The 26,334-nt window shown below is 60.0% G+C and carries 23 protein-coding genes; 20 read left to right on the top strand and 3 right to left on the bottom strand.

Annotated elements, in window-relative coordinates; translation table 11 throughout:
* Positions 1–61: 61 nt before the first annotated feature.
* The 6 genes from ACYU7Q_RS19780 to ACYU7Q_RS19755 all read left to right on the top strand — a co-directional run bounded on the left by ACYU7Q_RS19780 (position 62) and on the right by ACYU7Q_RS19755 (position 7,366).
* The gene (locus ACYU7Q_RS19780) at positions 62–1,966 is read left to right on the top strand and encodes an ABC transporter ATP-binding protein (protein WP_460611183.1); all 1,905 of its coding nucleotides are present in this window, start codon (positions 62–64) and stop codon (positions 1,964–1,966) included.
* Positions 1,967–2,284: 318 nt separating this feature from the next.
* Entirely contained in the window at positions 2,285–4,765 is a 2,481-nt protein-coding gene (gene rnr / locus ACYU7Q_RS19775; RefSeq protein ID WP_460611182.1) for a ribonuclease R family protein, read from the top strand.
* 143 nt (positions 4,766–4,908) lie between these two features.
* Positions 4,909–5,214: a DUF2695 domain-containing protein gene (locus tag ACYU7Q_RS19770; protein ID WP_460611181.1), complete on the top strand. Its 306-nt coding sequence runs from the start codon at positions 4,909–4,911 to the stop codon at positions 5,212–5,214.
* 118 nt (positions 5,215–5,332) lie between these two features.
* Entirely contained in the window at positions 5,333–6,304 is a 972-nt protein-coding gene (locus ACYU7Q_RS19765) for a polyprenyl synthetase family protein (RefSeq protein WP_460611180.1), read from the top strand.
* A gap of 6 nt (positions 6,305–6,310) precedes the next feature.
* Positions 6,311–6,973 (top strand): rhomboid family intramembrane serine protease, encoded by a 663-nt coding sequence (locus ACYU7Q_RS19760; protein WP_460611179.1) that lies wholly within the window; start codon positions 6,311–6,313, stop codon positions 6,971–6,973.
* Positions 6,974–7,075: 102 nt separating this feature from the next.
* A complete protein-coding gene (locus tag ACYU7Q_RS19755) occupies positions 7,076–7,366 on the top strand; it encodes a PLDc N-terminal domain-containing protein (RefSeq protein ID WP_198069574.1) in 291 nt (96 codons plus the stop codon).
* A gap of 88 nt (positions 7,367–7,454) precedes the next feature.
* Here the strand turns inward: ACYU7Q_RS19755 and ACYU7Q_RS19750 are convergent, their stop codons facing one another.
* The gene (locus ACYU7Q_RS19750) at positions 7,455–8,075 is read right to left on the bottom strand and encodes a hypothetical protein (protein ID WP_460611178.1); all 621 of its coding nucleotides are present in this window, start codon (positions 8,073–8,075) and stop codon (positions 7,455–7,457) included.
* Positions 8,076–8,194: 119 nt separating this feature from the next.
* Here ACYU7Q_RS19750 and ACYU7Q_RS19745 point away from each other — a divergent pair, with 119 nt between their 5' ends.
* Positions 8,195–9,046, top strand: coding sequence for a glycerophosphodiester phosphodiesterase family protein (locus ACYU7Q_RS19745; RefSeq protein ID WP_460611177.1), 852 nt, complete (start codon positions 8,195–8,197; stop codon positions 9,044–9,046).
* Between the two features lie 280 nt (positions 9,047–9,326).
* On the top strand, positions 9,327–9,713 hold the full coding sequence (locus tag ACYU7Q_RS19740; protein ID WP_460611176.1) for a helix-turn-helix domain-containing protein: 387 nt from the start codon (positions 9,327–9,329) through the stop codon (positions 9,711–9,713).
* A gap of 269 nt (positions 9,714–9,982) precedes the next feature.
* On the opposite strand, the gene ACYU7Q_RS19735 is transcribed toward ACYU7Q_RS19740, so the two are convergent.
* Together ACYU7Q_RS19735 and recF are read right to left on the bottom strand one after the other, a co-directional pair.
* Complete coding sequence (locus ACYU7Q_RS19735; protein ID WP_460611175.1) at positions 9,983–10,294, bottom strand: DciA family protein; 312 nt, start codon at positions 10,292–10,294, stop codon at positions 9,983–9,985.
* Between the two features lie 70 nt (positions 10,295–10,364).
* Positions 10,365–11,480, bottom strand: coding sequence for a DNA replication/repair protein RecF (gene recF, locus ACYU7Q_RS19730; protein WP_460611174.1), 1,116 nt, complete (start codon positions 11,478–11,480; stop codon positions 10,365–10,367).
* Positions 11,481–11,683: 203 nt separating this feature from the next.
* Between recF and pdhA the strand changes: the two genes are divergently transcribed.
* From pdhA to recJ, 12 genes are all read left to right on the top strand, one after another.
* Positions 11,684–12,736, top strand: coding sequence for a pyruvate dehydrogenase (acetyl-transferring) E1 component subunit alpha (pdhA, locus tag ACYU7Q_RS19725; protein ID WP_460611415.1), 1,053 nt, complete (start codon positions 11,684–11,686; stop codon positions 12,734–12,736).
* A 57-nt stretch (positions 12,737–12,793) separates the two neighbouring features.
* Positions 12,794–13,570 (top strand): tetratricopeptide repeat protein, encoded by a 777-nt coding sequence (locus tag ACYU7Q_RS19720; RefSeq protein WP_460611173.1) that lies wholly within the window; start codon positions 12,794–12,796, stop codon positions 13,568–13,570.
* Positions 13,571–13,749: 179 nt separating this feature from the next.
* Positions 13,750–14,226 carry a 6,7-dimethyl-8-ribityllumazine synthase gene (ribH, locus tag ACYU7Q_RS19715; protein WP_460611172.1) on the top strand — a complete coding sequence of 159 codons (477 nt, stop codon included), beginning with the start codon at positions 13,750–13,752 and terminating at the stop codon, positions 14,224–14,226.
* Between the two features lie 188 nt (positions 14,227–14,414).
* Entirely contained in the window at positions 14,415–14,798 is a 384-nt protein-coding gene (locus ACYU7Q_RS19710) for a TraR/DksA family transcriptional regulator (protein WP_198069582.1), read from the top strand.
* 151 nt (positions 14,799–14,949) lie between these two features.
* Entirely contained in the window at positions 14,950–16,938 is a 1,989-nt protein-coding gene (locus tag ACYU7Q_RS19705) for a pseudouridine synthase (protein WP_460611171.1), read from the top strand.
* Positions 16,939–17,033: 95 nt separating this feature from the next.
* Positions 17,034–17,774 carry a type III pantothenate kinase gene (locus ACYU7Q_RS19700; protein ID WP_460611170.1) on the top strand — a complete coding sequence of 247 codons (741 nt, stop codon included), beginning with the start codon at positions 17,034–17,036 and terminating at the stop codon, positions 17,772–17,774.
* On the top strand, positions 17,761–19,092 hold the full coding sequence (locus ACYU7Q_RS19695; RefSeq protein ID WP_460611169.1) for a hypothetical protein: 1,332 nt from the start codon (positions 17,761–17,763) through the stop codon (positions 19,090–19,092). Before ACYU7Q_RS19700 ends, ACYU7Q_RS19695 begins: the two co-directional genes overlap by 14 nt.
* Before the next feature lie 26 nt (positions 19,093–19,118).
* Entirely contained in the window at positions 19,119–19,697 is a 579-nt protein-coding gene (lptC, locus tag ACYU7Q_RS19690; RefSeq protein WP_460611168.1) for an LPS export ABC transporter periplasmic protein LptC, read from the top strand.
* Positions 19,698–19,719: 22 nt separating this feature from the next.
* Positions 19,720–19,983, top strand: coding sequence for a hypothetical protein (locus ACYU7Q_RS19685; RefSeq protein ID WP_460611167.1), 264 nt, complete (start codon positions 19,720–19,722; stop codon positions 19,981–19,983).
* 164 nt (positions 19,984–20,147) lie between these two features.
* Positions 20,148–22,274, top strand: a complete 2,127-nt coding sequence (locus tag ACYU7Q_RS19680) for a peptidylprolyl isomerase (RefSeq protein ID WP_460611166.1) — start codon at positions 20,148–20,150, stop codon at positions 22,272–22,274.
* Between the two features lie 191 nt (positions 22,275–22,465).
* A complete protein-coding gene (locus tag ACYU7Q_RS19675) occupies positions 22,466–24,292 on the top strand; it encodes a tetratricopeptide repeat protein (protein ID WP_460611165.1) in 1,827 nt (608 codons plus the stop codon).
* A 289-nt stretch (positions 24,293–24,581) separates the two neighbouring features.
* Entirely contained in the window at positions 24,582–26,321 is a 1,740-nt protein-coding gene (recJ, locus tag ACYU7Q_RS19670) for a single-stranded-DNA-specific exonuclease RecJ (RefSeq protein ID WP_460611164.1), read from the top strand.
* Positions 26,322–26,334: the final 13 nt, after the last annotated feature.

Genomic DNA, 26,334 nt, shown 5'->3' with positions numbered 1-26,334 from the left:
CTGCGTACTTGACGTTCTTGCGTACCGAAACCACCCCAAACTGCCACCCATAATTCCCTCCGTGCCCAACCCGCTGCTCACCGTTTCCAACCTCACCATTGACTTCTCCAGCCACCGCGGCGACGTGCGGGCCGTGGACAACGTGTCGTTTGAGCTGAACCGGGGCGAAACGCTGGCCATTGTGGGCGAATCCGGCTCGGGCAAATCCGTGACGTCGCTGGCGCTGCTGGGGCTGATTCCGATGCCGCCCGGCCGCATTGCCAGCGGCCAGGCCATCTTCCAGTCCGAAAAACTGGGCCAGATCGACCTGCTGAAACTCTCCGAAACCGACCTGCGCCAGGTGCGCGGCAACGACATCGGCATGATTTTCCAGGAGCCGATGACCTCGCTGAACCCTGTGTACACCTGCGGTAGCCAGGTGGTGGAAGCCCTGCGCCTCCACACCGACCTCAGCGAAGCAGCCGCCAAGGCCCGCACCATCGAGCTGTTCACCGAGGCGCAGCTGCCGCGCCCCGAAGCCATTTTCGGCAGCTACCCGCACGAAATTTCGGGCGGCCAGAAGCAGCGCGTCATGATTGCCATGGCCATGGCCTGCCGCCCGGCACTGCTCATCGCCGACGAGCCCACCACGGCCCTCGACGTGACGGTGCAGGCCCGCATGCTGCGCCTGATTGACGACCTGCGCCGGCAGCACAACACGGCTGTCCTCTTCATCACCCACGACCTCGGCGTGGTGGCCGAAATTGCCGACCGCATTTTGGTGATGTACCGGGGCAAGGTCGTGGAACAGGGGAGGGTGCTGGATATTTTTTCAAATCCGCAACATCCGTACACAAAAGGGCTGTTGGCATGCCGTCCGCGCCTCTCGGTAGGCAAAAAACGCCTCCCCGTGGTGGCCGATTTCATGCGGGAAGACGCCAGTGGACAGCTTTTGGCTCAGCCCGCGCCCGTGCTTGCGCTCGAAAATGAGGCGCTTACGGATTCCTCGCCCGAAATTGAGGCCCAGCAGTTACGGGATAATTCTGAAACTACCAAAACGTTCCCCGTGGAACATGGCGATTTTGGGCATGTTCCACGCCCTGCCGAGCTTTCTTCGGAACCCGTTTCGGAGCCCGCAGCGGCCCCAGCGCCCAACGCCTCGGAGCCGCTGCTCCAGGTTCAAAACCTCCAGGTCTACTTCCCGCTTCGCAAGAGCTTCTTCCGCCGCGCCACCGATTACGTGCGGGCCGTGGACGATGTCAGCTTCACGCTCTACCCCGGCGAAACCATCGGCCTCGTGGGGGAGTCGGGCTGCGGCAAGACCACGCTGGGCCGGGCCCTGCTCCGCCTCACGGAACCAACGGCGGGCAGCATCCTGTTTGAAGGGACCGATTTGGCGAAGCTGTCGAGCGGGGACTTGCGCCGCCGTCGGCGCGATTTGCAGCTGGTGTTTCAGGACCCCTACGCGGCCCTCAATCCGATGCTGACCGTGGGCGAGGCCATCTGGGAGCCGATGCGCGTGCACAACGTGGGCGGCACCCGCCAGCAGCAAAAGGCGCGGGTGCTGGAGCTGCTGCGCACCGTGGGGCTGCGCGACGAGCATTTCCAGCGCTACCCGCACGAGTTCAGCGGCGGGCAGCGGCAGCGCATCTGCATTGCCCGGGCGCTGGCCTTGCAGCCCAAATTGATTGTCTGCGACGAGTCGGTTTCGGCCCTCGACGTCTCGGTGCAGGCGCAGGTCCTGAACCTGCTCAACGACCTCAAACGCGAGTTCGGTATCACCTATCTGTTCATCACGCACGACCTGTCCGTGGCCCGGTTTATGAGCGACCGGCTGCTGGTCATGCACCAGGGCCGCATCGTGGAAAGCGGCCCGGCGGCGGCCATCTACGCCGCTCCCCAACACGAGTACACCCAAGGCCTGCTGGCCGCCATCCCGAAGGACAGCTTGGCCGACATCGAAGCCGCCGTAGCTAGCCGGGCATAAGCTGTAGCGTGGACTCTGCGAGTCCGCGCCCGCATGGGGCAGACGGGACTGTGCAAACAGGCGCGGACTCGCAGAGTCCACGCTACAGCCTACGCGCTACTCCGCGCCGGCCCCATACCTTGCGCCGCCAGACGATGCTTACGTAGCGCCAGATTCTGGCTGTTGCCCCGCCCGGCGCGCCCCGGCGTGGACTCGCAGAGGCCGCGCTACAACCTCCCGGCCAACTGGCCGTTTTACTTACTGCGCCGCTCAAGCGGCCACCCATTTTCCGCTCTCGCCGCCTGCGACCAATCAACTTTTCGGCGGCCACTTTTTTACATGAATACCCCCGAAACCCCCCGGGCTCCCCGCGCCAAGCGCGAAAAGCCCGAACCCGCGGCCATCACTCAGGACCAGGTCCTGCGCGTCTTCGCCGACAACCCCACCAAAGTCCTCGCCTACCGTCAGCTCTCGCGCCGCCTCGGCGTCACGACCAAGGGCCAGCGCGAGGAGATTTTTGCCCACATCAAGGTGCTGCGCAAAAACGGCCTCATTACGCTGCTCCAAAACGACGAATACCGCCTCGCTGATACCGACGCCGTGGCGGCAGCCTTGATGCCGTCTAGCGCCCGAAAATCGGGCAAAAAAGAGCCTTCGCCCATCGCCCCGCCCCGCAACCGTTCGGTGCAGGCCGAGTTCGGCCAGGACCCCATTGTGCACCGCCGCCGCTCGGCCGGCTTCGACTACGTGGACGGCGACGACCGCCCCGAGCGCGCCCCGTCGAACACGGTCATCGGCACCGTCGATTTGGCCACGCCCAACTTCGCCTTCGTGGTGCCGGAGGGCACGGGCGAGCACGACGACATCCGCGTGTTCACCGACCAACTCAAGTTTGCGCTGCAGGGCGACGTGGTGCGGGTGCGCCTGCGCAGCGGCTCCCGCGACGGCCGCCCGATGGGCGACGTGGTGGAAGTCCTCAAACGGGTGCGCCCCGAAATCGTGGGCCGCATCCAGGTTCAGGGCACGCTTGGCTTCGTGAAACCGGACAACCGCAAGGTGTATTTCGACGTGTTCGTGCCGCCGCATTTGCTGCACGAGTCGCGCAACGGCGACAAGGTGCTGGTCCGCATCAACGAGTTTCCGGAGGACCCGAACCGCCAGCCGGTGGGTGAAGTCATCCGCAACTTCGGGGCGGCCGGCGGCAACGAGGCCGAGATAAACGCCATCATGGCCGAGTTCGGGTTGCCCTTCGAATTCCCCTCGGAAGTGGAGGAAGAATCGGAGGGCATCAGCGAGGTTATCGAGCCGGATGAAATAGCCCGCCGCCGTGACTTCCGCCCCATCACCACCTTCACCATCGACCCGGCCGACGCCAAGGACTTCGACGATGCCCTGAGCATCCGGAAACTGGAAAACGGCCACTGGGAAATCGGCGTGCACATCGCTGACGTCACCCACTATGTGCGCCCCGGCACCGAGCTGGAGCGCGAGGGCAAGCACCGCGCCACCTCCGTTTACCTCGTCGACCGCGTGATTCCGATGCTGCCCGAGCGCCTCTCCAACGGCCTCTGTTCGCTGCGCCCGCACGAGGACAAGCTGACCTTTTCGGCCGTGTTCGAGCTCGATGAAAACGGCAAGCTCTACGAGTCGTGGTTTGGCAAAACCATTATCCACTCCGACCGCCGCTTCAGCTACGAGGAGGCGCAGGAGCGCATCGAAAGCAAGGAGGGCGACTACGCCGAGGAGATAAATATCATGAACGACATGGCGCATAAGCTGTGTGCGCTGCGCTTCAAACAGGGGGCCATTACCTTCGAAACCCAGGAGGTGAAGTTCCGGCTGGACGAAAATGGTAAGCCCCTCGGCGTGTATGTGAAGGAGCGCAAGGACGCCCACAAGATGATTGAGGAGTTCATGCTGCTGGCCAACCGCAAGGTGGCCGAGTTCGTGTTCAACCTCAAAAAGACCAAGCCGCGCTTCACGATGGTGTACCGTACCCACGACGCGCCCGAGCCCGAACGTCTGCAAACCTTCGCCCTCTTCGCCCAGAAATTCGGCTACAAACTCAAGCTTGAAAACCCGAAAAAAATCAGCACCGAGCTCAATAACCTTAGCTCCGAAGTGATGGGCAAGCCCGAGCAAAACGTGCTCCAGGGTCTGGCCATTCGTACCATGAGCAAGGCCATCTACACCACCGAGCCGCTCGGCCACTTCGGCCTAGCGTTTGACCACTACTCGCACTTCACCTCGCCCATCCGCCGCTACCCCGACATGATGGCCCACCGCCTGCTGGAGCACTACCTGCTCGGCGGCAAGAACGTGGCCGTCGAGCCCGTGGAGGAAGAGTGCAAGCACTCCTCGGCCCGCGAAAAACTAGCGGCCAACGCCGAGCGCGCCAGCATCAAATTCAAGCAGGTCGAGTTCATGGCCGATGAAATCGGCAACACTTTCAAAGGTGTTGTATCGGGCCTCACCGAGCGTGGCATGTACATCGAAATCGAGGAGAACAAGTGCGAAGGCATGGTCCGCATTAGCGACATTCCCGGCGACGAGTACGAGCTCGATAAAGACAACTACCGCATCGTGGGCCGCCGCAACAAGCGCATCATCCAGTTCGGCGACGAGATGATGGTGGTCGTAAAATCCGCCAACCTGCTCGACCGCACCATCGATTTCGAGCTGGTCGATGACCGCCCCGACTTCGTGAAAAAGCGCGAAGCCGACGAGCGCAAGCAGCGCAGCAGCGAGCCCCGCGGCTACCGCGACCACAGCAGCGGCAAGGGCCACAGCAAGGGTGGCCATAAGGGCAAGCGGCGGTAGTCGTCGCCCGTCATTGCGAGGAGGCCCGACGACGCAATCCGTCCTCCCCATGCGACCAATCTTGAGATGTGACAAGCCCCGGCTCTACCCAGAGTCGGGGCTTTTTTGTCTAGTTTTATCCGGAACCTATTCGTCTCTCAAGCATGCCATTTCAAGAAGAAAAGCAACGCCGCAAGGCTATCCAAAATGAGTTGCGGCAAAAAGCCGACGCTGAGAAACTCGCGGCGCTGCCGATGCCAAGAGAGAAGCTGCAAGCATTTTTTGACTATCTCGACCAGCAACTGGAAGAACACGATTGTGACGACACGTTACGCTTCACACAGGAATTTGCTGCCAGCCACAACCTCGCGTTTGAACCCATCAAGCAATGGTTGGGCGACTATGGCGGCTATTGTGACTGCGAAGCTTTGGCGAATGTAGAGGAGAAGTACGAAGGCTTATTGCAATAACCTGGGCTTGTTTGTTCGGGTTGTCGCATCTCAGGGTTAGTTGCATTGAGAGGAAGGATTGCCGCGTTCCGCTGCGCTTCACTCGCAATGACAGCCGCCCCCGTTCTTTGCACCACCTATGACCCCAGCCGACTTCCCCGCTAACATCACCGCGGCCCTCGCCCAACTCGATTACGGGCAGGCCCCAGAAACCCTTTACGCCCCCATCCGCTACATCATGGGTCTGGGTGGCAAACGCATCCGGCCGCTGCTCACGCTGCTCGGCGCTCACCTCTTCAATGACGACCTCAGCGGCGTCCTCAAGCCCGCCCTGGCCACCGAAGTCTTCCACAACTTCACCCTCCTCCACGACGACCTGATGGACCAGGCCCCTCTGCGCCGCGGCCAGGCCACCGTGCACGAAAAGTGGAACCCCAACATCGCCATCCTCTCTGGCGACGTGATGCTGGTGCGCGCCTACGAGCTGTTCCTGGAAGTGAAGCCGGAGCTGCTCCCGCGCGTCCTCGCCCGCTTCAGCCAAACGGCCGCCGAGGTCTGCGAAGGCCAGCAGTGGGACATGAACTTCGAAACCGAGTCCCAGGTCAGCATCGCCCAATACCTGGACATGATTCGCCTGAAAACGGCTGTTCTCCTCGGCTTCTGCCTGGAGCTGGGCGCCCGCCTGGCCGGCGCTTCGGAAGAAGATGCCGAGCACCTGCGCCAGTTCGGCACCGACATCGGCCTGGCCTTCCAGCTGCGCGACGACCTGCTCGACGTGTACGGCGACGCTGCTACCTTCGGCAAGCGTGTAGGCGGCGACATCATCTCCGATAAGAAAACCTTCCTTCTGCTCTCCGCCCAGGCCCAGGCCGGCCCCGCCCAGCAGGCCACCCTGGCGCAGCACATCGGCCAGCCCGTAGCCAATGCTGATGCCAAAGTACAGGCTGTGCGTGCCATCTACGATGAGCTCGAAATTCGCCCTCAGACGGAGGCTCTTATCAACTCTTACTTCCAGGATGCCCTCCAGCATCTGGAGCGCGTGGCGGCCCCCGCAGCCCGCAAAGAACCCCTTCACCGCCTCGCGCTCCAGCTCATGGATCGCGAAAATTAATCCCCCGTGTTCAATCCTATCCTCATTCTCGTCGGCCTCACGGTCCTCGTTTCCGCCTACGCCTGGTCCAATCATGACCTTATGGAGTCGTGGATATTGCGGCCCTACCGCATGGCCCGCGACAACAGCCAGTGGTACCGCTTCCTCACCTCTGGCTTTCTGCACGCCGACTGGGGCCATCTGCTCTTCAACATGATTGCCTTCTATTCCTTTGGCCAACTCGTGCTCGATGTGCTGGCCAACGGCACCGGCGCACCCGGCCTCGATGGTTTCGGCGCAATGGGTGGCATCTGGCGCTTCCTGCTGCTCTACCTGGGCGGCATCGTGATATCCGACATCCCCACCTACTTCCGCCACCGCGACGACCGCGACTACGGCAGCCTCGGGGCCTCGGGCGGCGTGGCCTCCGTGCTATTCGCCGGCGTCATCTACTCGCCGCTGAACAAAATCTACATGATGTTCATCCCGGTAGGCATTCCCGGCTTCATCTTCGGTTTCCTCTACTTGGCCTATTCCTACTACCAGGGCCGCCGCCGGGGCGATAACATCAACCATGATGCTCACTTCTACGGGGCCATTTACGGCGTGGTGCTCACCTTGCTGTTTATGCCCGCTGCCGGAATTGAGTTTGTTCGCCAAATTAGCCGCTTTATTGGATTAAGTATATGATATTCAGATTAATACAATGAATAAAGGCAGGTTCTCATATCTTATTTGAAATTCATTGCGTAAGGGAAGCTTGAATACATTCTTTCACCTTGTTTCCCTGTCATGCGTACCCTTCGTCATTACACTTCCCGCCTGCCGCTCGCGGCCCTTCTCCTGCCACTGATGTTGCTGGCCACCTCGTGCAGCCGCTTCAACAACGATGGCAGCCTGGCCACCTGGGGCTACGTTCTGCTTGCCCTCGACATCATCGCCCTGCTCGACGTATTCCGTCAGCCCTGGACCATTGGCAAGAAGCTACTGTGGGCCGTCATTATTTTCATCTTCCCCTTGGGCGGCCTCATCATTTACTACCTCTTCGCCGGCCGTGGTAAGTCCAACACCGGCATCGTGTAGTCACCACGAATGCTTTAGAAACGAAAATGCCCCGGCCATCTGGTCGGGGCATTTTCGTTTCTAAAGCATTCTTAAAATGCCAGTCAATTTAATTCAGCAGCCGCTTCTTCTCCAGGCGTGCCACGCCGCGTATCAGCTCCCCGCTGTTCGTAATCTGCGTCATCTGCCAATGGTCGCCCTGGCGGCGCATCTTCACTTCCACCACCATTGTGGTGTCGTATTTGGGCTGCGTCACTTCCAAGCCAACAAAAGCATTGTCGCCCTCCTCCCGGGTGTACTTGATGCCCTTAAACTCGCTTTCCGGGCTCACAATCTTACTAGCTAGTCCCGTAAGCGAGATGTTGACCATGCGCTTTGGAGCCGCCGCCGCTGCCGCTTCCAGCGAGCCCGTTTCTACATAGCGTTGCATTTCCTGATGCGCGGCTTTGGCCAGGGCTGGCTTCAGCAGCCGCATGGCTCCTCCCATCACTAAACTCCCGCCCGGCAGCAGCGAGGTCAGCGCCGAACTCTGCTGGGCCACGTCATCCACCAGGTGGGTGGTCACGCTGTTCACATCGACGTACTTCTCAAACATCGCCATGTCGTGCGTCTGCACCGCTGCGGCAGCCGAAACCAACGCGCCGCTGGGGCCCTGCTTCAGGCTTCGGTAGTAATAGTACCCGCCGGCTGCGAGGGCTAGCAACACGACAAGGAGGAGTAGTTTTTTCATGAAATCGTAAGCTGTTAGGATGAGCTACAAAATTACCCCAAACCACGTAGCGAACACCGCACCGCATTAGTTGACCCGCGTTGCCGCTGCACTTTCCGCCTTTCACCTATTCCCATTCCATGCCTGTCCCTTCTCACCCCCGAATTCCGGAACTCCATGGCCATCGCGGCTGCCGGGGCCTGCGTCCCGAAAACACTTTGCCCGCTTTTCTCCATGCTCTAGCCCTAGGTGTCGACGTGTTGGAAATGGACGTAGTCATTTCTGCCGACCGTCAAGTAGTCGTCTCGCACGAGCCATGGCTTAATCCGACCATTTGCCTCGACCCTGAAGGCGGAATCATCGATAAAAGCCCCTTTCCGCGCTTCAATCTCTACCAAATGCCCTATGCCACCATTCGCCGCTGCGATTGCGGCCTGCGGCATCATCCGGCCTTTCCAGAGCAAGTTTCCGAGCCCGCTCACAAGCCGCTGCTACGCGAAGTGCTGGCTGCTGCCGAGGCTTTCGCCCGCCCCACTGACCTCCCACCCATTCGGTATGCCATCGAAATAAAAAGCAGCCCGTCCGAAGATTATCTCTTCCATCCTGCCCCCGAATATTTCCTGTCATTGGTCTTAGCCGAAATCAGCAAGGCGCAGGTTGCAGCCCGTACCACCTTGCTATGTTTTGACCCCCGGATTCTTCGGCTCACCCATCAGCAACAACCCTCCCTCGCTACCTGCCTGCTCCTTGAAGCCGACCAACCCTGGATTGCCAGCATCGACGAGCTCGGCTTCGTGCCCACCACGTTGGGCCCCGATTTTACCTCTGTTACAGTAGCGGCCGTGCAGCAGTTGCGTAACCAGTATCCCAGCCTTCGGCTTGTACCGTGGACCGTAAACCAAAAGTCCGATATGAAAAACTTAATCGCACTTGGCGTAGACGGCATCACCACTGATTACCCAAACCGTTTTCTAGCTCTTACTGCCGAGTAGTGGCGGCAGTTGGGGGCATTTGGTAGCTGCGGTTTGTGCTAAAATTGATTTTGTAGTGCCTGGAAGTCAATTACTCAGTGTATCAATTTGAGTTTAAATCTGTGTTACAGAAATGCATTGCAAACTGTAATTCTGTTCAATAGTGTATCTTTATTGTGTTATTGTAACACTGTTAATCGAGTCTTTTAACATTGTTACAAGTGTAATTATTGTCCAAGGTTATTTGTTTAACTGGGTTACGTTATACATATTTGCATCAGCGTTACGCAACACTCTTTCTATGCCACATCAAGGCGAAATCCTTCAAGAAGCCATCAAAAACAGTGGTATTTCTATCACTCGTATCGTCGAGGAGCTAGGTATTACACGTCCAACCATCTACCGTAAATTCAAGGATGAGACAATTGATTACGGGTTTGTAAAAAGAATCGGTGAGATAATCAATCACGATTTTTCCGACGAGTTTACAAGCGTACAACAATCTGTTTTACCGTTTGTAACAAGTGCTCCAAAACATACAGTTGCAAATAGTGTTACGCCACGTGTAACACAAACACTTAATACTGACGCCGAGCTTTCTAAACAGCTATTAGCCCTTCAAACGAAGTACATAGCGCTACTGGAAGCCTATAATGAGCTATTGCTAAAAGTGTATGGACCTAAGTGACAAAAACGTTCCACGTGAAACATTTTTGTCCTCGCCCCGTCCCTTAGAGGTGTTCGATTCAGAGGCGTCTAAGCGTCTAAATAGTAAAGAAGGGTAGGGGGGATTAGGAGAAGCCCAACGGCTAACAAGCATCAAGCATTGGGTGCAGTGCATCGATGAGAGTGCTCGCAGCTGGGGCGAGGGGTTATGGAAAATGATTGGCGAACGAACACGCCGCAAATGCTTAACCCCATCTTTAATCCACGCAGACAATGGCTGCTTCAGCCAACCTAAAGGAAGATGACTTCCGTGACCACCGTTGCTCCAACCTCTGCATTGATAAGTTCGGCCACGCGGGTCTTTGCCATGAGCAGCTCGTGTTTGAGAGGGGCAGAACTGAGACGCACAAAAAGCCGGCCCTTATTGACGTAGACCTCCTGGGTTTTCAACGCAACGGCTTTGCCCATTACCCGCTCCCAGCTCGATACCACGGTTACCTCATTAAGCTTGCCCTGTAGCTGGTAAGCGCGAACCAGCGCTTCGAGGCCTTCCTTGAGCGGAATGATATCGCCGGAGCGAGAAGGAGCAGAAGTTTTTTTCACGAGGGATAGGCAAATTCAACCAGCAAAAGGGCGCTAATTGGGCGCCCGCAAAGGTACTGCCGTGCGATGCCTAAACGGGTGCCACGGTGCCATTCTGCACCCGAAATCGGAGGATGGGGACGGTCACCCGCGCCAGGGCCTGGTCGGTACGTTCGAGGTTGGTGTCGGTGAGGAAAACCTGGCCGAAGGTCTCGTCGGCTACCAATTCGAGAAGGCGGGCAATACGCTTGTCATCAAGACGGTCAAAGATGTCATCAAGCAGGAGCAGAGGCTTGTTGTGCTGCTTGGCTGCGAGCAGCTCAAACTGCGCCAGCTTGAGGGCAATAGCGAATGACTTCTGCTGGCCCTGGGAGGCGTGGCTCTTTACCGGCATGTCATTCATGAGAAAGACAAAATCGTCGCGGTGGGAGCCCACGGTGCTGCGCTGCATCACAAAGTCCTTGCGCTCATTCAGGCGCAGCAGTTGAGCGAAGTCGGCTCCAACCAGCTGGCTTTTGTAAGAGAGCATGACCTGCTCGCGGCCATCAGCCAGCTGCTCGTAGTGCCGCTGAAAGATGGGGAGATAGTCGACGAGAAAAGCTGCGCGCAGTGCTGTGAGCTGTTGGCCCAAGGGGGCCAGCTGCTCATCGATGGCTAGCAGGTAGTCGCGGTCGAAACCGTGGGCGTTGCTGTGCCCGCCTTGCTTAAGCACGGCATTGCGCTGGCGCAACAAAGAATTATAAGAAATGAGCTGCTCCAGAAACTCATGGTCGAGCTGCGCCATGAGGCTATCGAAATACTTGCGACGCTCCTCGCTGCCTTGGCGGATTAAGTCCGTATCGTAGGGCGAAATGAGGACCGCGGGGTAGCGACCAATATGGTCGGCCATGCGCTCGTAGGCCTGCTTGTCGTGCGTAACGGTCTTTTTCTGACCCTGGCGGAGGCTTACCTGGATGGTTTCTTTATCAGAAGTAGTAGTCGAAGAAAAAACGCCCTTAACTACAAAGAAATCAGCGTCTTGCTTAATGCAAAGGGCGTCGGAAGCGGTAATTGCGCTTTTCGTCAGGGATAAGTAGTGAATGGCGTCCAACAAGTTGGTTTTGCCGCTTCCGTTGTCACCGATGAAGCAATTGAGGCCGGGCGATAAACGAAGCGCGGCGTCGTCGTAATTTTTAAAAAAAAGAAGCTGGAGGGAGTCAAGAGTCATAAGGTGCGGATTTGCCAGCAGTTTTACGTAATTTCGCCCTCCCAACGCGAATTATTTCTTTCCTTAACAGTGCTATGGCGGATACGAAAGTAAAAGCTGCTTCTAAAAAACCGACGGCCTCGAAGGCTACCAATGGTTCAGCCGCCAAAGCTGCCAAAGGAAAGAGCAACGGTGTAACCACCGTGGCCCAGCCCGACCCCGTTATGCCCGGAACCGATAAGCCCACGGCGGCTGCGTCGGGTTCTGCTACGACTGTGCCCGCCTCTACGGCTACGTTCCCGAAGGAAACGTACCTGAAGTGGTACGAGCAAATGCAGCTCATGCGCAAGTTTGAGGACAAAGCAGGGCAGCTATACGGTCAGCAAAAAATCAAAGGTTTTTGCCACCTCTACATCGGCCAGGAGGCTTGCGTAGCGGGGCAGGTATCGGCGCTGGAAAAAGGCGACAAATACATCACCGCTTACCGCGACCACGCCCATCCGCTGGCGCTGGGCACTTCGCCCAATGCCGTGATGGCCGAGCTGTTTGCCAAAGCCACCGGCTGCTCAAAGGGCAAAGGCGGCTCGATGCACATGTTCGATAAGGAAGTTGGTTTCATGGGCGGCCACGGCATCGTGGGCGGCCAGGTGCCGATGGGCGCGGGCATTGCCTTCGCCGAGAAGTATAACAAGACGGGCAAGCTTTGCATCTGCTCGATGGGTGATGGCGCGGTGCGCCAGGGTGCCCTTCACGAGGCCTTCAACATGGCCATGCTGTGGAAGCTGCCGGTCATCTTCGTGATTGAGAACAACGGCTACGCCATGGGCACGTCGGTGGCACGCACCTCGAACGTGACCGACCTCTACAAGATTGGCCTAAGCTACGACATGCCTTCCGAGCCCGTGAACGGCATGCGGGTAGAAGACGTGCACGAGGCCGTGGCCCGCGCCGCCGAGCGCGCCCGCGCCGGCGAAGGCCCCACGCTGCTCGAGTTCAAGACTTACCGCTACAAGGGCCACTCGATGAGCGACCCGGCCAAGTACCGCACCAAAGAGGAGCTGGAAGACTACCGCCACCGCGATGCCATCGAGGGTGTGCGCCACACGATTCTGACCAATAACTTCGCCACCGAAGCCGACCTCGAAGCCATTGATGAGCGCATCAAGGCCGTAGTGCAGGAGTCGGTTGACTTTGCCGAGAACTCGCCTTACCCCACGTCCGATGAACTGTATAAGGACGTGTACGTGCAGGCCGATTATCCCTACATCCACGACTAATTAACCGGGCCCCCGCCCCCGGCCTGCTTGCGGGCCGCCGTAGCAATACCCATTGTAATGTCGAAGATTCCCTACACTGGCAAGAGCCAGCAGGCCCGCCAGGGGCAAGCAAACCAGCCAACCAACGTGCCAGCCGACCCGCTGGCTCCGGCTGAAGAATTTGTGCCGTCCGAAAACCCGCTGCTGGAAGACCCGGACGCCCTGGCCGCCCGCCTGGCCGAGTCCGAGGATTTTGTGCGCAACAACCGCAGCCTGCTGCTGGGTATTCTGGCCGTGGTGGTGCTGGCCGTGGTAGGCGGCTTCGGCTACTACACCTGGCGCAACCAGCAGGACTCGAAGGCGCAGGCCAGCATGTTCCGTGCCGTGAATAACTGGGAAGCTGATTCGCTCAACAAAGCCATTAAAGGCGACGGCAAGGCTCCCGGCCTCACCACTGTGGCCAATGAGTACGGCAACACGAAAGCCGGCAACCTGGCCAACTTCTACGCCGGGGTGGCTTCGCTGAAGCAAGGCAAATACAAGGAGGCCCTCGATTACCTCGAGGATTTTAGCTCCGACGACTACCTGGTGCAAAGCCGTGCCTACTCCCTGATGGGCGATGCGCAGCTGGAGCTGAACAAGCCCAAGGAAGCCGCCGACCTTTACGCCAAAGCCGCCGAGCACAACGCTAACGAGTTTTTCTCGCCCGGTTATTTGCTAAAAGAAGGCATGGCCCGCGAGCTGGCCAAAGATGACGAAGGTGCCATCAAAGCCTACGACCGCATCATCACCGATTATCCCACGGCCCAGGAAGTAGCGGAAGCCCGCCAGTACAAAGCCAAGCTGGAGAAATAAGCCGAGTGAACAGCCCATCGGGCCGGCATCACAACTTTAATTGCGCTTCCTCATATTTGGGGAAGCGCAATTTTTTTACTTTAATCAAAGGGAAAGCAAACCATCGCGGCAGTTCCGGCTTACTGACACGGCGGCGAAAGGCCTCTGCACAAAATTCTCTTTCGAACACCAACCGCGATATGGCAACTTCATTACAAAATCTCAGCGAATACGACGCTTCTACCTTTATCGACATCAGCAACAAGCGCTTCGGGCTGGTGGTGGCCGACTGGAACCGCGAGATAACCGATGTGCTCAGCACCGGCGCATACGATACGCTGATAAAGCACGGCGCCGTGGCCGATAACATCTACCGCAACACCGTGCCCGGCAGCTTCGAACTGACCCTTGGGGCGCAGTTTCTGGCCCAGCACGAGGAGATTGATGCGGTGATTTGCCTGGGCGTGGTCATTCAGGGCGAAACCAAGCACGACGACTACATCTGCCACGCAGTGGCGCAAGGAATTACCCAGGTGGGATTGAAATTCAACAAACCGGTTATTTTTGGTCTGGTGACGACCAACACGCTGGAACAAGCCTGGGACCGCGCCGGCGGAAAGCACGGCAATAAAGGCGTGGAAGCGGCTGTAGCAGCCATCCAAATGTTAGGCTTTTAGCATTCGGAGGAAAAACGAGCCGAAACGCGTAACTTTGCACCCGCAAAATCAAGCCTGCAAAGGCTTGTAATGGTGGGAATAGCACCGCTAATGGGGATGCCAAACTATTTAGCAGTTTCCGACGTTGCGGCACCACCATCTACTCATCATTCCTTAACTTCCCCTAGCAGGCCTTTTTTCTCATTGCAATGAACGACGACAACATTCGCTATTCGCGGGAGGACTTGAATGAGTTCGACCAGATTATCCAGGAAAAACTGACAGCGGCCCGCAAGGAACTGTCTTTCATCAAGGAAACCCTGAACCGCAGCAACGACTCGGGCACCGACACTACGGCATCTTCGGCCAAGGTATTGGAAGACGGTGCCGAAACGGCCGAGAAGGAGAGCATGAACCAGCTGGCCTCGCGCCAGATGAAGTTCATCCAGCAGCTCGAAAACGCCCAGGTTCGCATCAAAAACGGCACCTACGGCGTGTGCATCGGCACGGGCAAGCTCATTCCCAAGGAGCGTCTGCGCGCCGTGCCACACACCCAGCATTCGATTGAAGCTAAAATGGCCCGGCGCGACTAAGCCGCCGCTTTTTTGGTAGTCGGCATTGAGCAGCCGATAGTCAGAATTTTATTCGGGTTACCACTGTTGCCCACTTTCTGACTACCGGCTGCTCAATGCCGACCTTTTTTTAACCTGTACCGTAGCGATACGGCACGCAACTTTTCTCCCCATGGGCAAGAAACATTTTTCAGAAGATAAGGCGGACCGTCGCGGCGGCCGCAGTGCCGGCGGTCCCGGCGGCTTTGGTGGCAATGCTGCCGGCCGAAGCGAGCGGCCCGGCGCAAGCCGAGGCGGTGAGCGCGGAAACGACCGTGGTGGTGACCGTAGCAATTTTGGCGGCAACGGCCGGCCGGCTTCCAATGGTGCATTTGGTCGCCCTGCTACTGGTAGCGCATTTGGCCGTCCGTCGGGCGGAGCCTTTGGCGGCGGGAAAAAACTTGACGGTGGCGGCGAGAAGCGCCCTTACGGCAGCAGCTACGGCGGTGGCCAGCGCGAAGGCGGCAGCGGCTTCGGTAGCGGCAACAAGAGCTTCGGCGGCGGCAAAAGCTTCGGCAATGACCGTCCCTTTGAGCGCCGCGACGAGCGTCCCCGCCTGGGCAAGGAGCAGCGTACCGGCACCAGCTACGGCCGCACCGCCGAGCCCCGCCCCGAGCGCAACAGCTTCGGCGGCGACCGTGACCGCAACGACCGCGGCGCCAACACCGAGGCCCGGCCCGTCCGCCCGTATCAGCCCAAGGAGAACTGGAAGGGCCAGCCCTACCGCCGCGATGGTGAGAAGGCCGTGCCGCGGGGCGAGCCCGGCGAACGCAACCGCAAATTCCAAAAGAGCAACCCCTACGCGCCGGCCGCCGACAGCAGCCCGCGCAGCGGTGGCAGCTTCGGCCGCAGCACACCCCGCGAAACCGAGAGTTTCGACCGCAGCGACGAGCGCGGCCCGAACCGGCCCATCCGCTCGGCTCGTCCCTTTGAGGCCAACCCGCCGCAACCACGGGAGGAGCGTAGCGAGCGCCGCGGTGCCAACATCGAGCGCGACAATGCCAGCAATGCCGACTACCGCGCCGACCAGGCCGCGTTTGGCCGCAAGTTCACGCCCGGCGCCTTTGGCCGCCGCGATGGTGCGCCCGGCAGCAGCCGTAGCACCGGCGAGCGTCCCGGTGGCTATGAGAAGCGCAGCACCGAGCGCTGGACGCCGGCTCCCGGTAGCTTTGCCGAACGCCGCGAGGCCCTGAAAGCTCAGGAGCGCAGCGTGCGCCGCTCGGGTACGGGCTACGGCGCCAACGTGGACAAGCCCCGCGCTGCCCGCCCCGCCGTGCAGGAAAACCGCGCCGATAAGCCCCGCTTCGGCGAGCGCCCGGGTGAGGCTCCCGACTACAAAAACCTGAAGCACTACGAGCAGGACAAAACGCGCGGCAACAAACGCCGCCGCGAGGAAAGCGAAGACTTTGGTACCGACGAGACGCGCCTGAACCGCTACATCGCCAACGCAGGCATTTGCTCGCGCCGCGAGGCGGATGCGCTGATTGCGGCCGGCGAAATCCGGGTGAACGGCGAAGTGGTGACCGAAATGGGCTACAAAGTGCAGCCCGAGGACACCGTGCAGTACGGCAAAACCAACCTCAACCGCGAGAAGTCGGTGTACGTGCTGCTGAACAAGCCCAAGGACTTCATTACAACCACGGAAGACCCGGAAGGTCGTCGCACCGTGATGGATTTGGTAGCCAGTGCTTCGAAAGAGCGCATCTTCCCCGTGGGCCGGCTCGACCGGAACACCACCGGCCTGCTGCTCTTCACCAACGACGGCGAAGTGGCGCAGAAGCTCTCGCACCCTTCGCACAAGAACAAGAAAATCTACCAGGTAGAACTCAGCCAGCCGCTGGCCGAGGACGACCTGCGCAAGATTTCGGAAGGCCTGGAGCTGGAAGATGGCAAAGCCATTGTCGACGACGTGGCCGTGGTGGCGGGCAACGCGCACTTTGTGGGCATTGAAATTCACATCGGCCGCAACCGCATCGTGCGCCGCATTTTTGAGCACCTCGGCTACGAAGTGGTGGCCCTGGACCGCGTGCAATACGCCGGCCTCACCAAGAAAGACCTGCCGCGTGGCAAATGGCGCTTTTTGAGCGAACAGGAGGTTATTCGTCTGAAATACTTCCTGTAGGAAAAAATGAGGAATGAAGACTGAGGGATGAGGAATTGGTCTTGTAGCCGGTTCCTCATTCCTCGTTCTTCATTCCTCATTCCTCATTTTAAAGAATGCGGACTCTCGTTTTGGACATTGGCAATACGGCCGTGAAGGCGGGCTGCTTCGATGGCCCGCTGCTGCGCGAAATGGCGGCCGGCCTTACGCCGGCCTCGGTGCGGGAGTTGGTGCAGCGCTGGCAGCCCTTGCACGTCATCGTGGCCTCGGTAGCCGAGGCGGCGGTGCTGGCCGTGGAGGAATTGCAGGATTTGGTGCCGGGCCAGGTGCTCGGCTTCAGCCCCGGCACCACGCCGGTGCCGTTGCGCAATGCCTACGCCACGCCCCACACGCTGGGGGCCGACCGGCTGGCGGCCGCCGTGGGTGCGGCCGGCCTGCGCCCGGGCCAGAACACGCTCATCATCGACGCGGGTACAGCCCTGAAATGTGACCTCGTGACGGCCGATGGCACCTACCACGGCGGCAGCATCGGGCCGGGGCTGGCCATGCGGCTGCGGGCGCTGCACACCTTCACGGGGCGGCTGCCGCTGCTGGAATTGCCCGGCCCCGATGCAACGATTCCGCTGGTCGGCGACTCCACTACCGGGAGCCTGCTGAGCGGCGTAGTGAACGGCACGGTGGCCGAAATCAACGGCTTAGTGGCTCAATATCAGCAGCAGTACCCCGGCATTGGGGTGTTGCTGACCGGGGGCGATGCCGCGTTTCTGGCGGCCCGGCTCCCGGCTCGTATCTTTGTAGTGCCCGAGCTGGTGCTGCTTGGTCTTAATCGGATTCTAGTTTATCATGTTGACAAATAAAGAGATGAAGCGTTTGGTGCTGGCAAGCCTGGCGGTAGTGGCGGCTGGCGGTGCGCAAGCGCAGGGCCTCGGCAACTCGCCGTACTCGCGCATCGGGCTGGGCGAATACAACGCCAATACCGGCGGCGTGCGCCAGATGGGCATGGGCGGCGTCGGCTTGGCTGCACCCAACGCAATCAACGTGAACGAGTTGAATCCGGCCATGCTGTACTACACGGGCCGGACCACGTTTGAGGCCGGCTACAGCGGCCAATACAAAACGGTGAAAAACGCCAGTGCTTCCAGCCGCACCGGCAACGGCACGCTTGGCTACTTTGCCATGTCGGTGCCCTTGAGCTCGAAGTGGGGCGCGGCCGTGGGCCTGAAACCGCTCAGCGCGGTTGATTATGAGTCGAACATCGTGAAGGACGTAATCAACACGCCCACCGGGCAGCCGGCGCAATCGCTCACGCAGCTGAAAGGCACGGGCGGCGTTTCGGAGGCCTATTTTGGGCAGGGCGTCCGCATCACTAAGGCCTTCACATTGGGCTTCACGGCCTCGTACGTGTTTGGCGTGGTGGACGAAACCACGGGCACCACCGTGGTGGTAACCAACGGCACGAACACCCTGCAAAAAGCCGTGGACCGTCAGCACACCCGCTATTCGGATTTCGCCTTCCGGGCCGGCGCGCACTACCGCCAGAAGCTCGGCAAAAACCTCAACATGAACCTGGGCGGGGTGTATAGCTTCGCTCATGACCTCAAGGGGCAGCAGACCAATACCCAGGAGCGCGAAGACACCAATGGCACGCTGGTGGGCACGTCCACCGTTGTAAGCGACGGCCGCGGCAGCACGTTTGTTCCGGCGCTAGCGCAGGCCGGCCTTAGCTTCGATAATGACAAGAACTGGAGCCTGAACCTGGACGTGGCGCAGCAGCAATGGTCGAAATTCCGGAGCTTCAACTCCACTGGGCCGGCCCTAAGCAACACGCTGCGTTTCGGCCTCGGCGGTGAGCTTACTCCGGACCCGGGCTCGGTGGAGCACTACTTCCAGCGGGTGGCCTACCGGGCCGGCATCTCGCTGGCGCAGCTGCCGTACCAGCCGGGTGGCAAGATGCTGTATGACCGGTCGGTAAGCTGGGGCTTCGGCTTCCCGCTGCCCACGGCTACGCCGCTGGAGGCCACCACCATCAGCCTGGCCTTCACCTACGGGGTGCGTGGCAATACCGCGTTGGTAGACGCAACCACGGGCAGCAGCAACGTGCAGGAAAACTACATCCGCGGCCAATTGGGCATCACGCTCAACAACCGCTGGTTCATCAAGCGCCGCCTGCAATAAGGCGGGATTACCCAATCGATATTCAAGTGAAAGCATCGTGGTGCGCGGCAGGAGTGGGGGCAATGCTGGCCGCACTGGCCCTGGCTGGCTGCGACAAAAAAGCTGCCACCGGCCCCATGCAGGTCTACACCGGCCCGCTGATGGAAACCACCAACGTGCTGACGTTGGTGAGCGACTCGGCCAAGCTGAAGTTTCAGCTGACCGCGCCGCTGGAGCAGCAGTTTGAGAACGGCGACATCATTTACCCCAAGGGCATGCTGGTTACGTTCTACTCGGCCGATGGCAAGAAGAACGTTATCAATACCTTGAAGGCGGATTATGGTAAGTCGGACAAGGGCAAGAACCTCTATATCATGCGCGGCAAGGTGCACGTGATGAACGTGCCCGAGCAGCAGAACATGGACACCGAGGAGCTGTTTTTCGACAAGACCAAGCAGTTGATTTACACCGACACGGCCATGTTCGTGAAGGTGACCACGCCTACTGAGTACCTGACCGGCTACGGCCTGAAGGCCAACCAGAACTTCTCGCGGTATAAGATTAACCGGCCCACCGGCGTGTTTGCCGCGCCGCAGGCTGTAACGGCGCCTCAGCCGGCCCGCTAACGGCTTTTAACCAGCAACTCCCATGAAATTCGACAAAGACTTGCTGCGCACCGTGCTCTTCGCCGTGGGCGTGGTGGCCATGGTTATTGGCATTTACCAGACGCTGTTGTTCAACGACCTGATGCGCAACTACTGGATTTTCATGGTGGCCATGGCGTGCTGGATGCCGCTGCTCTACTGGCGGCAGCAGGAGCGGCTGGACGCAAAAATTGCCGAGCAAAAAGCCAAGCTGGCCCAGCAGGCCCGCGCCAAAACCCCAGCCAAATCGACCAAAAAACGCCGCTAGGCCAGCATTGGGCCGAAATGCCGCTGTAGCAATACGGGCGATGCAATCGGTTGGGGCGGGCTGGGTGAGGACTTTAAAAACGGTAAAACTTTGATTGCCGGTCAAATTCTGGTTATTTTGCGACTCTTTTGACCAACACAGACTTCGATTCTTTTGACAAGTAAATGGCTTTAATTAACACGATTCGGGAAAAATCTGGCTGGGCGGTGGGTACCGTAGCCGTCGGGATGCTGCTCTTCATTGTGGGCGGCGACCTGGTGGGCGGCAAAAACCGGCTCTTCAACCGCAACGACCAAACCGTGGGCGAAGTGGCGGGCGAGAAAGTAGAGCTGGCCGATTACAACAACGCCCTGGAGCAGGCCAAGCAGGCATTTGTGGCCCAGCAGCAGCGCCAGCCCGACGAGCAAGCGCTCGGCTACCTGCGCGACCAGGCCTGGAACCAGACCATTTACCGCATGGCGTTCAAGCCAGAGTGGGACAAGCTGGGCCTGACCGTGAGCGACGACGAACTGGTGGACATGGTGCAGGGCGACAACATCAGCCCCGGCATCAAGCAGGCCTTTACCGACCAGAAAACGGGTCAGTTCGACAAAGCACGCCTGATTGAGTACCTGAAAAACCTCGACAAGCTGCCCCCCGAAAACCAGGCCGCCTGGCACAACTTCGAAGCCAACCTGCCCGCCGAGCGCCTCGCCAACAAGTACAACGCCCTGCTGAAAAATTCGGTGTACGTGACCACGGCCGAAGCCAAGCGCTTCGACGCCAGCCAGAACACCAAGGAAACGGTTAAGTACCTGTTCGTGCCCTACGGCAGCATCTCCGACTCGGCCGTGAAAGTGACCGACGAGCAGCTGCAGGCTTACCTCGACAAAAACAAAGGCAAGTACAAGGTGGAAGACGGCCGCTCGGTGGAGTACATCACCGTGCCGGTAGTGGCTTCGAAAGAGGACAGCGCCGCCGTGAAAAACTCGATGGCCGAACTGGCCACGCAGTTTGCCTCGGCCCCGGTCGACTCACTGTTTGTGATGCAGAACTCGGAGCAGCCCTACAACAAGGCCTTCCGCAGCCCCGCCGACCTGCCCGAGCAGCTTCGCAAGCAGCTGCCCCTGGCCCAGGGTAAAATCTACGGTCCGTACGCCGAGAATGGCACGTACTCGCTGTACAAGGTGACCGGTACGGGCGTGGGCAAAGAGCCCGCCGCGCGCGCCAGCCACATCCTCATCAAGGCCGACGGCACCACGCCCGAAGCCAAAGCCGCCGCGAAAGCCAAGGCCCAGGACATCCTGAACAAAATCAAAGGCGGCGCCGATTTTGCGGCCATGGCTCGCCAGTTCGGCACCGACGGCACTAAAGAGCAGGGCGGCGACCTCGGCTGGTTCGGCAAAGGCCGGATGGTGCCGGAGTTCGAGAAAGCCATTTTCGGCGCTACGGCCCCCGGCCTGCTGCCCAACGTGGTGGAAACGCCGTTCGGCTACCACATCATCAAAATCACCGCTGCGCCCACCAAGCAGACCTACCAAGTGGCCGAGGTGAAGAAGACCATCGCTCCGAGCGATGCCACCCGTGAGGCTGCTTACGCCAAGGCCCAGGAGCTGAAAGGCCAGGCTACGGACCTCGCCAGCTTCCGCGCCCTGACCACCAAAGACAAGACCCTGCAGAAACAGGAAGCCAAAAACCTCGACCGTGGCGCCCGCAGCGTGAACAACCTGCAGAATGCCCGCGAGCTGGTACGCTGGGCTTTCGGCTTCAACCCGAACGGGACGGAAACCAAGGTGGGCGACGTCTCGGAAGTGTATGAAATGGGTGACCAGTACGTCATTGCCGCCCTCACCGACGAGCGCGCCAAAGGCACCGCGACCGTGGCCAATCTGAAGCCCGAGCTGTCGGCCATGGTGCGCAACGAAGAGAAAGCCAAGCAAATCATCGCCAAGCTGCCCAAAACCGGCAGCCTGGAGGAAATGGCCTCCAAATACGGCCCCACTGCCCAAGTAGGTACCGCCGAGAACGTGATTCTGGGCCAGGGCAGCATTGCCAACATCGGTTTCGAGCCGCTGGCCGTGGGCAAAGCCTACGCGCTGAAGCCCGGCCAGAAATCGGCCCCGATTCAGGGCGAGCAGGGGGTGCTGGTGATTGAGCCGGTGACCATTGCCGAGCCTCAGGTTGCCAACACCAACCTGAAAGCCGTGCAGCAGCAACTGGCCCAGCAGCGCGCCCAGCAGCAGGACGGCAAGATTTACGAGGCCGTGAAGGCCCACGCCAACGTGAAAGACAACCGCACGAAGTTTTTCTAGGACGTCAATCCGTGAGTTTAAAAAGGGCCGTACCTTCGGGGGCGGCCCTTTTTCGTTTTTTGGTGTTGGGGTTTGTGCGGCCGGGCCGACGCGTCAGCGTTGAACGAAGCGCCTGCGGTCCGGCGTTTTGAGACCAGTGGTCGGTGACGCTTTGCGGCCGGCTGGCGTTTCCTGAATCGACTTTTGAAACTATGCGTTCGTCTTCTTTCCTTGTCGCTGCTGCTCTGCTTCTTGGCCTGCCCGCGCACGCCCAGCCTTCCAAAGGCTGGGCTCCCGTGAGCAATAATGCGCTGGCTCAGGACTATGCTAGTCGGGGCGAGCACGAGAAAGTGGTGTTTCTGTTTGAAAAGCTGCCCGTGCAGGAGCAGACCAGCTTGGCCACTTTCCCGGTCTACATTGCTTCGTTGCAGGCGCTGAAACGCCACAAGGATGCCGAAAAACTGACCAAAAAGGCCATCAAGCTGCGCCCTGAAGATGCCACGCTGGGCGTAACGCTGGGCAGCGTGTACCAGGCCGCCGGGGATAAGTCGGCGGCTGAAAAGCAGTGGCAGAAGGTGCTGGCCCAGCTCACGCCCGCACAGGTGCAGCCAGTGGCGGCCGAATTCAGCCGTCGCGAGCTGCCCGAATGGACCGAACGTACCTACCTGCGCGGTCGCGCTCTGGCCAAAAATGACACCGAATATGCCCCACAGCTTATCCAGCTATACACGCAGATGGGCAACCAGCCGCAGGTGCTGGCCGAAACCCTGCGCCTGATAGCCCAAGACGACAGGCAGCTGCCCTACGTGCGCAACATGCTGCAAAATGCCCTGCACGAGGAAAAGGACTTCGATGCGCTGGAAAAACAGCTGATTACCGCCATTCAGGAGCACCCCGACCAGTCGGCGTACAGCGAATTATTGCTGTGGCTGCAGGTTCAGCGGCGTGATTTCGGCGGCGCGCTGGTGCAGGCCCGCGCCCTGGACCGCCGCAGCCGCAGCGAAGGCGTGCGGGTGATGGAGCTTGCGGCCATCGCGCAGCAGAACAAGGACTACGAAACGGCCATCGAAGGTTTCTCCTACGTGGCCAAGGAGTACCGCAACGGCCCATACTACAATGGGGCTCGCCAGCGCCTGCTGCAAGCCCGCGAAGCCCAGGTGCGCGAAACCTACCCGGTGGATGTGACGAAGGTGCGGGCCCTGGTGACGGACTACGACCAACTGCTGGCCGAGATGGGCCGTACGCCCGATACCGCGCCCGTTATCCGCAACCTGGCCAACCTCTACGCCTTCCAGCTGAATGACCGCGCCAAGGCCATGACGCTGCTTCAGGAAGTCATCGATATGCCCCGGGCCAGCGATGAGGTGGTGGACGAGGCCAAGGTTACCCAAGGCGACCTATACCTCCTGAAAGGGGAGCCTTGGGAGGCCACGCTGCTGTATTCGCAGGTGGAGAAATCGCACAAAGACTCGCCGCTGGGCTACGAAGCCAAGCTGCGCAATGCCCGCCTGAGCTACTACGCCGGCGATTTCAAGCTGGCCCAGAGCCACCTCGACATCCTGAAAGAGGCCACCACGCGCGAAATCGCCAACGACGCCATGCAGCTTTCGCTGCTGATTCAGGACAACACCGTGGAGGACACGCTGGGCCTGGGGCTGAAGGCCTACGCCGCCGTGGAGCAGCTGGTGTTTCAGAACAAGATTCCGGAGGCCATCAAGGGCCTGGATGCGTTGCTGGAGCGCTTCCCCGGACATTCATTGGCCGATGATACCTACTACCTGAAAGCCCAGCTTCAGCGCCGAACCGGCGACTTTCCAGGGGCTATTGCCACGCTGGAGCGCATCACTACCAACCCCAAAACCGACGTGCTGAGCGACGACGCGCTGTTTCTGCTGGCCCGCATTCAGGAGGAAGACGTGAAGGACAGAGGCAAGGCCCAGGAACTCTACAACCAGGTGATTACCAAGTTCCCCGGCAGCATCTACGTGGCCGAAGCCCGCAAGCGCTTTCGCAAGCTGCGAGGCGATGGCGTGCAATAGGTTTTAGGGTAAGAAGGTGTGTGAGTAAGAGGTAGGAAAGAAACACTCTAACTCATGCCCTTACACCCGTTTACCCTCTTACCCTAAAAACACGAACATCAGCGCCAGCACCAGAAGAAACACGCCGTACATCAGCACATCGGTCCCGATGTACTGGCGGTACTGGCGGTAAAAATCTCGGAGCTTTTTCATGGCGCGCGGGGCTGGCAAAACGTGGGGCAAAGGTAGGGCCGTCGGCGTGGGGGAGGGGTTTGGTCGTACTTTTGGACCCATTTTGACGAAGTATCCGATGCCCATATCCGCTGGTAAGCGCTGGAATTATATCCCCGAACCCGACCCTGCCCAGGTCCATAGCCTCACCCAGGCCCTCTTCATTGCCCCCGAGATAGCCGCCCTGCTAGTGCAGCGCGGCATTGCCACGCCCGAAGCCGCCGCCGCCTTCTTCCACCCCGACCTGCGCCAGCTCCCTAATCCGCTGCTGATGCGCGACATGGACCGCGCCGTGGCCCGCCTGGCCCACGCCCTGCAAGCCGGCGAAAAAGTGCTGGTGCTGGGCGATTACGACGTGGACGGCATCACCTCGGTGGCCACGGTGATAAGCTACCTCACGCCGCTCTTCGGGGCCGAGCGCCTGCGCGACTACATTCCCGACCGCTACACCGAGGGCTACGGCATCTCCCAAAAAGCCATTGATACGGCTGCCGACCAGGGTTTTACCCTCATCATCGCGCTCGACTGCGGCATCAAAGCCGTGGAGCAGGTGGCCTACGCCAGCAGTCGGGGCGTTGATTTTATCATTTGCGACCACCACCTGCCCGGCGAAGAGCTGCCAGCCGCCGTGGCCGTGCTCGACCCCAAGCGGGCCGATTGCAAATACCCGTACAAGGAGCTGTCGGGCTGCGGCGTGGGTTTCAAGCTGATGCAGGCGCTGGGCGAGCACCTGGGCCTGCCCGCGGAGCCGCTGCACGACTTACTGGATTTGGTGACGGTGAGCATCGCCGCCGACATTGTGCCCATCACCGGCGAAAACCGCATTCTGGCCTCCTATGGCCTGCGGCGCTTCAACGAGGACGCTCACTTGCTGCGCCCTGGCCTGGCCGCATTGCGCGAATTGGCCACCCTGCGCGAAGGCCCGCTGGGCATCAGCAGCCTGATATTTGGTTTCGCACCGCGCATCAACGCGGCCGGGCGCATGGGCGATGCCCGCCGCGCCGTGGCCATGCTGCTGGCCCCTGACCAGCAGGAAGCCCGCTACACCGCCGAAGTGGTGGACCAGATGAACCAGCAGCGGCGCGGCTCGGACCAGCACACCACCCAGGAGGCGCTGGACATGATTGCCGGCGACCCCACCCTGCAAAACGCCCACGCCACCGTGCTTTACAAGGCCGATTGGCACCAGGGCGTGCTCGGCATTGTGGCCTCGCGCTGCCTCGACCAATACTACCGCCCCACCGTCATCCTCACGCAGCGCGACGGCAAGGCCACCGGCTCGGCCCGTTCCGTGGCTGGGTTTGACGTGCACGAGGCGCTGGAGGCCTGCTCGTCGCTGCTCGACCAGTTTGGCGGGCACCGCGCCGCCGCCGGCCTCACCCTGAAGGTGGAGAACGTGCCCGCCTTCCAGCGGCGCTTCGAAGAAGTGGTGGCCGATACGCTCACCACCGAGCACCTGGTGCGGCCCGTGGAAATAGCCGCCGTGCTCCCCTTGAGCCGCATCACCGAAGAGTTTTTCGGCGAGCTGCGCCGCATGGAGCCGTTCGGCCCCGGCAACCCTAATCCGGTATTCGCTTCGCAGCGGCTGATTGCCGTGCCGCACAGCGCCCGCGTGGTGGGGCAGGGCCACCTCAAGCTGCGCCTGGCCTCGGCCGATGCCCAAGGGCCGGCCGTGGACGCCATTGGTTTCGGCTTAGCCGATTACCTACCCGAAATTGAGCAGGGCCGACCCTTCAGCGCCTGCTACACGGTGGAGCTGAACGAGTACCGGGGCCAGCGCAGCGTGCAGTTGCGGCTGCTGGACGTGCGCTGGGAGTAGTACAAAGTATTAC

This window comes from Hymenobacter terrigena (assembly GCF_054776515.1).
The sequence above is the reverse complement of the archived record's forward strand: the minus strand, read 5'-3'. Positions and strand labels throughout refer to the sequence as shown.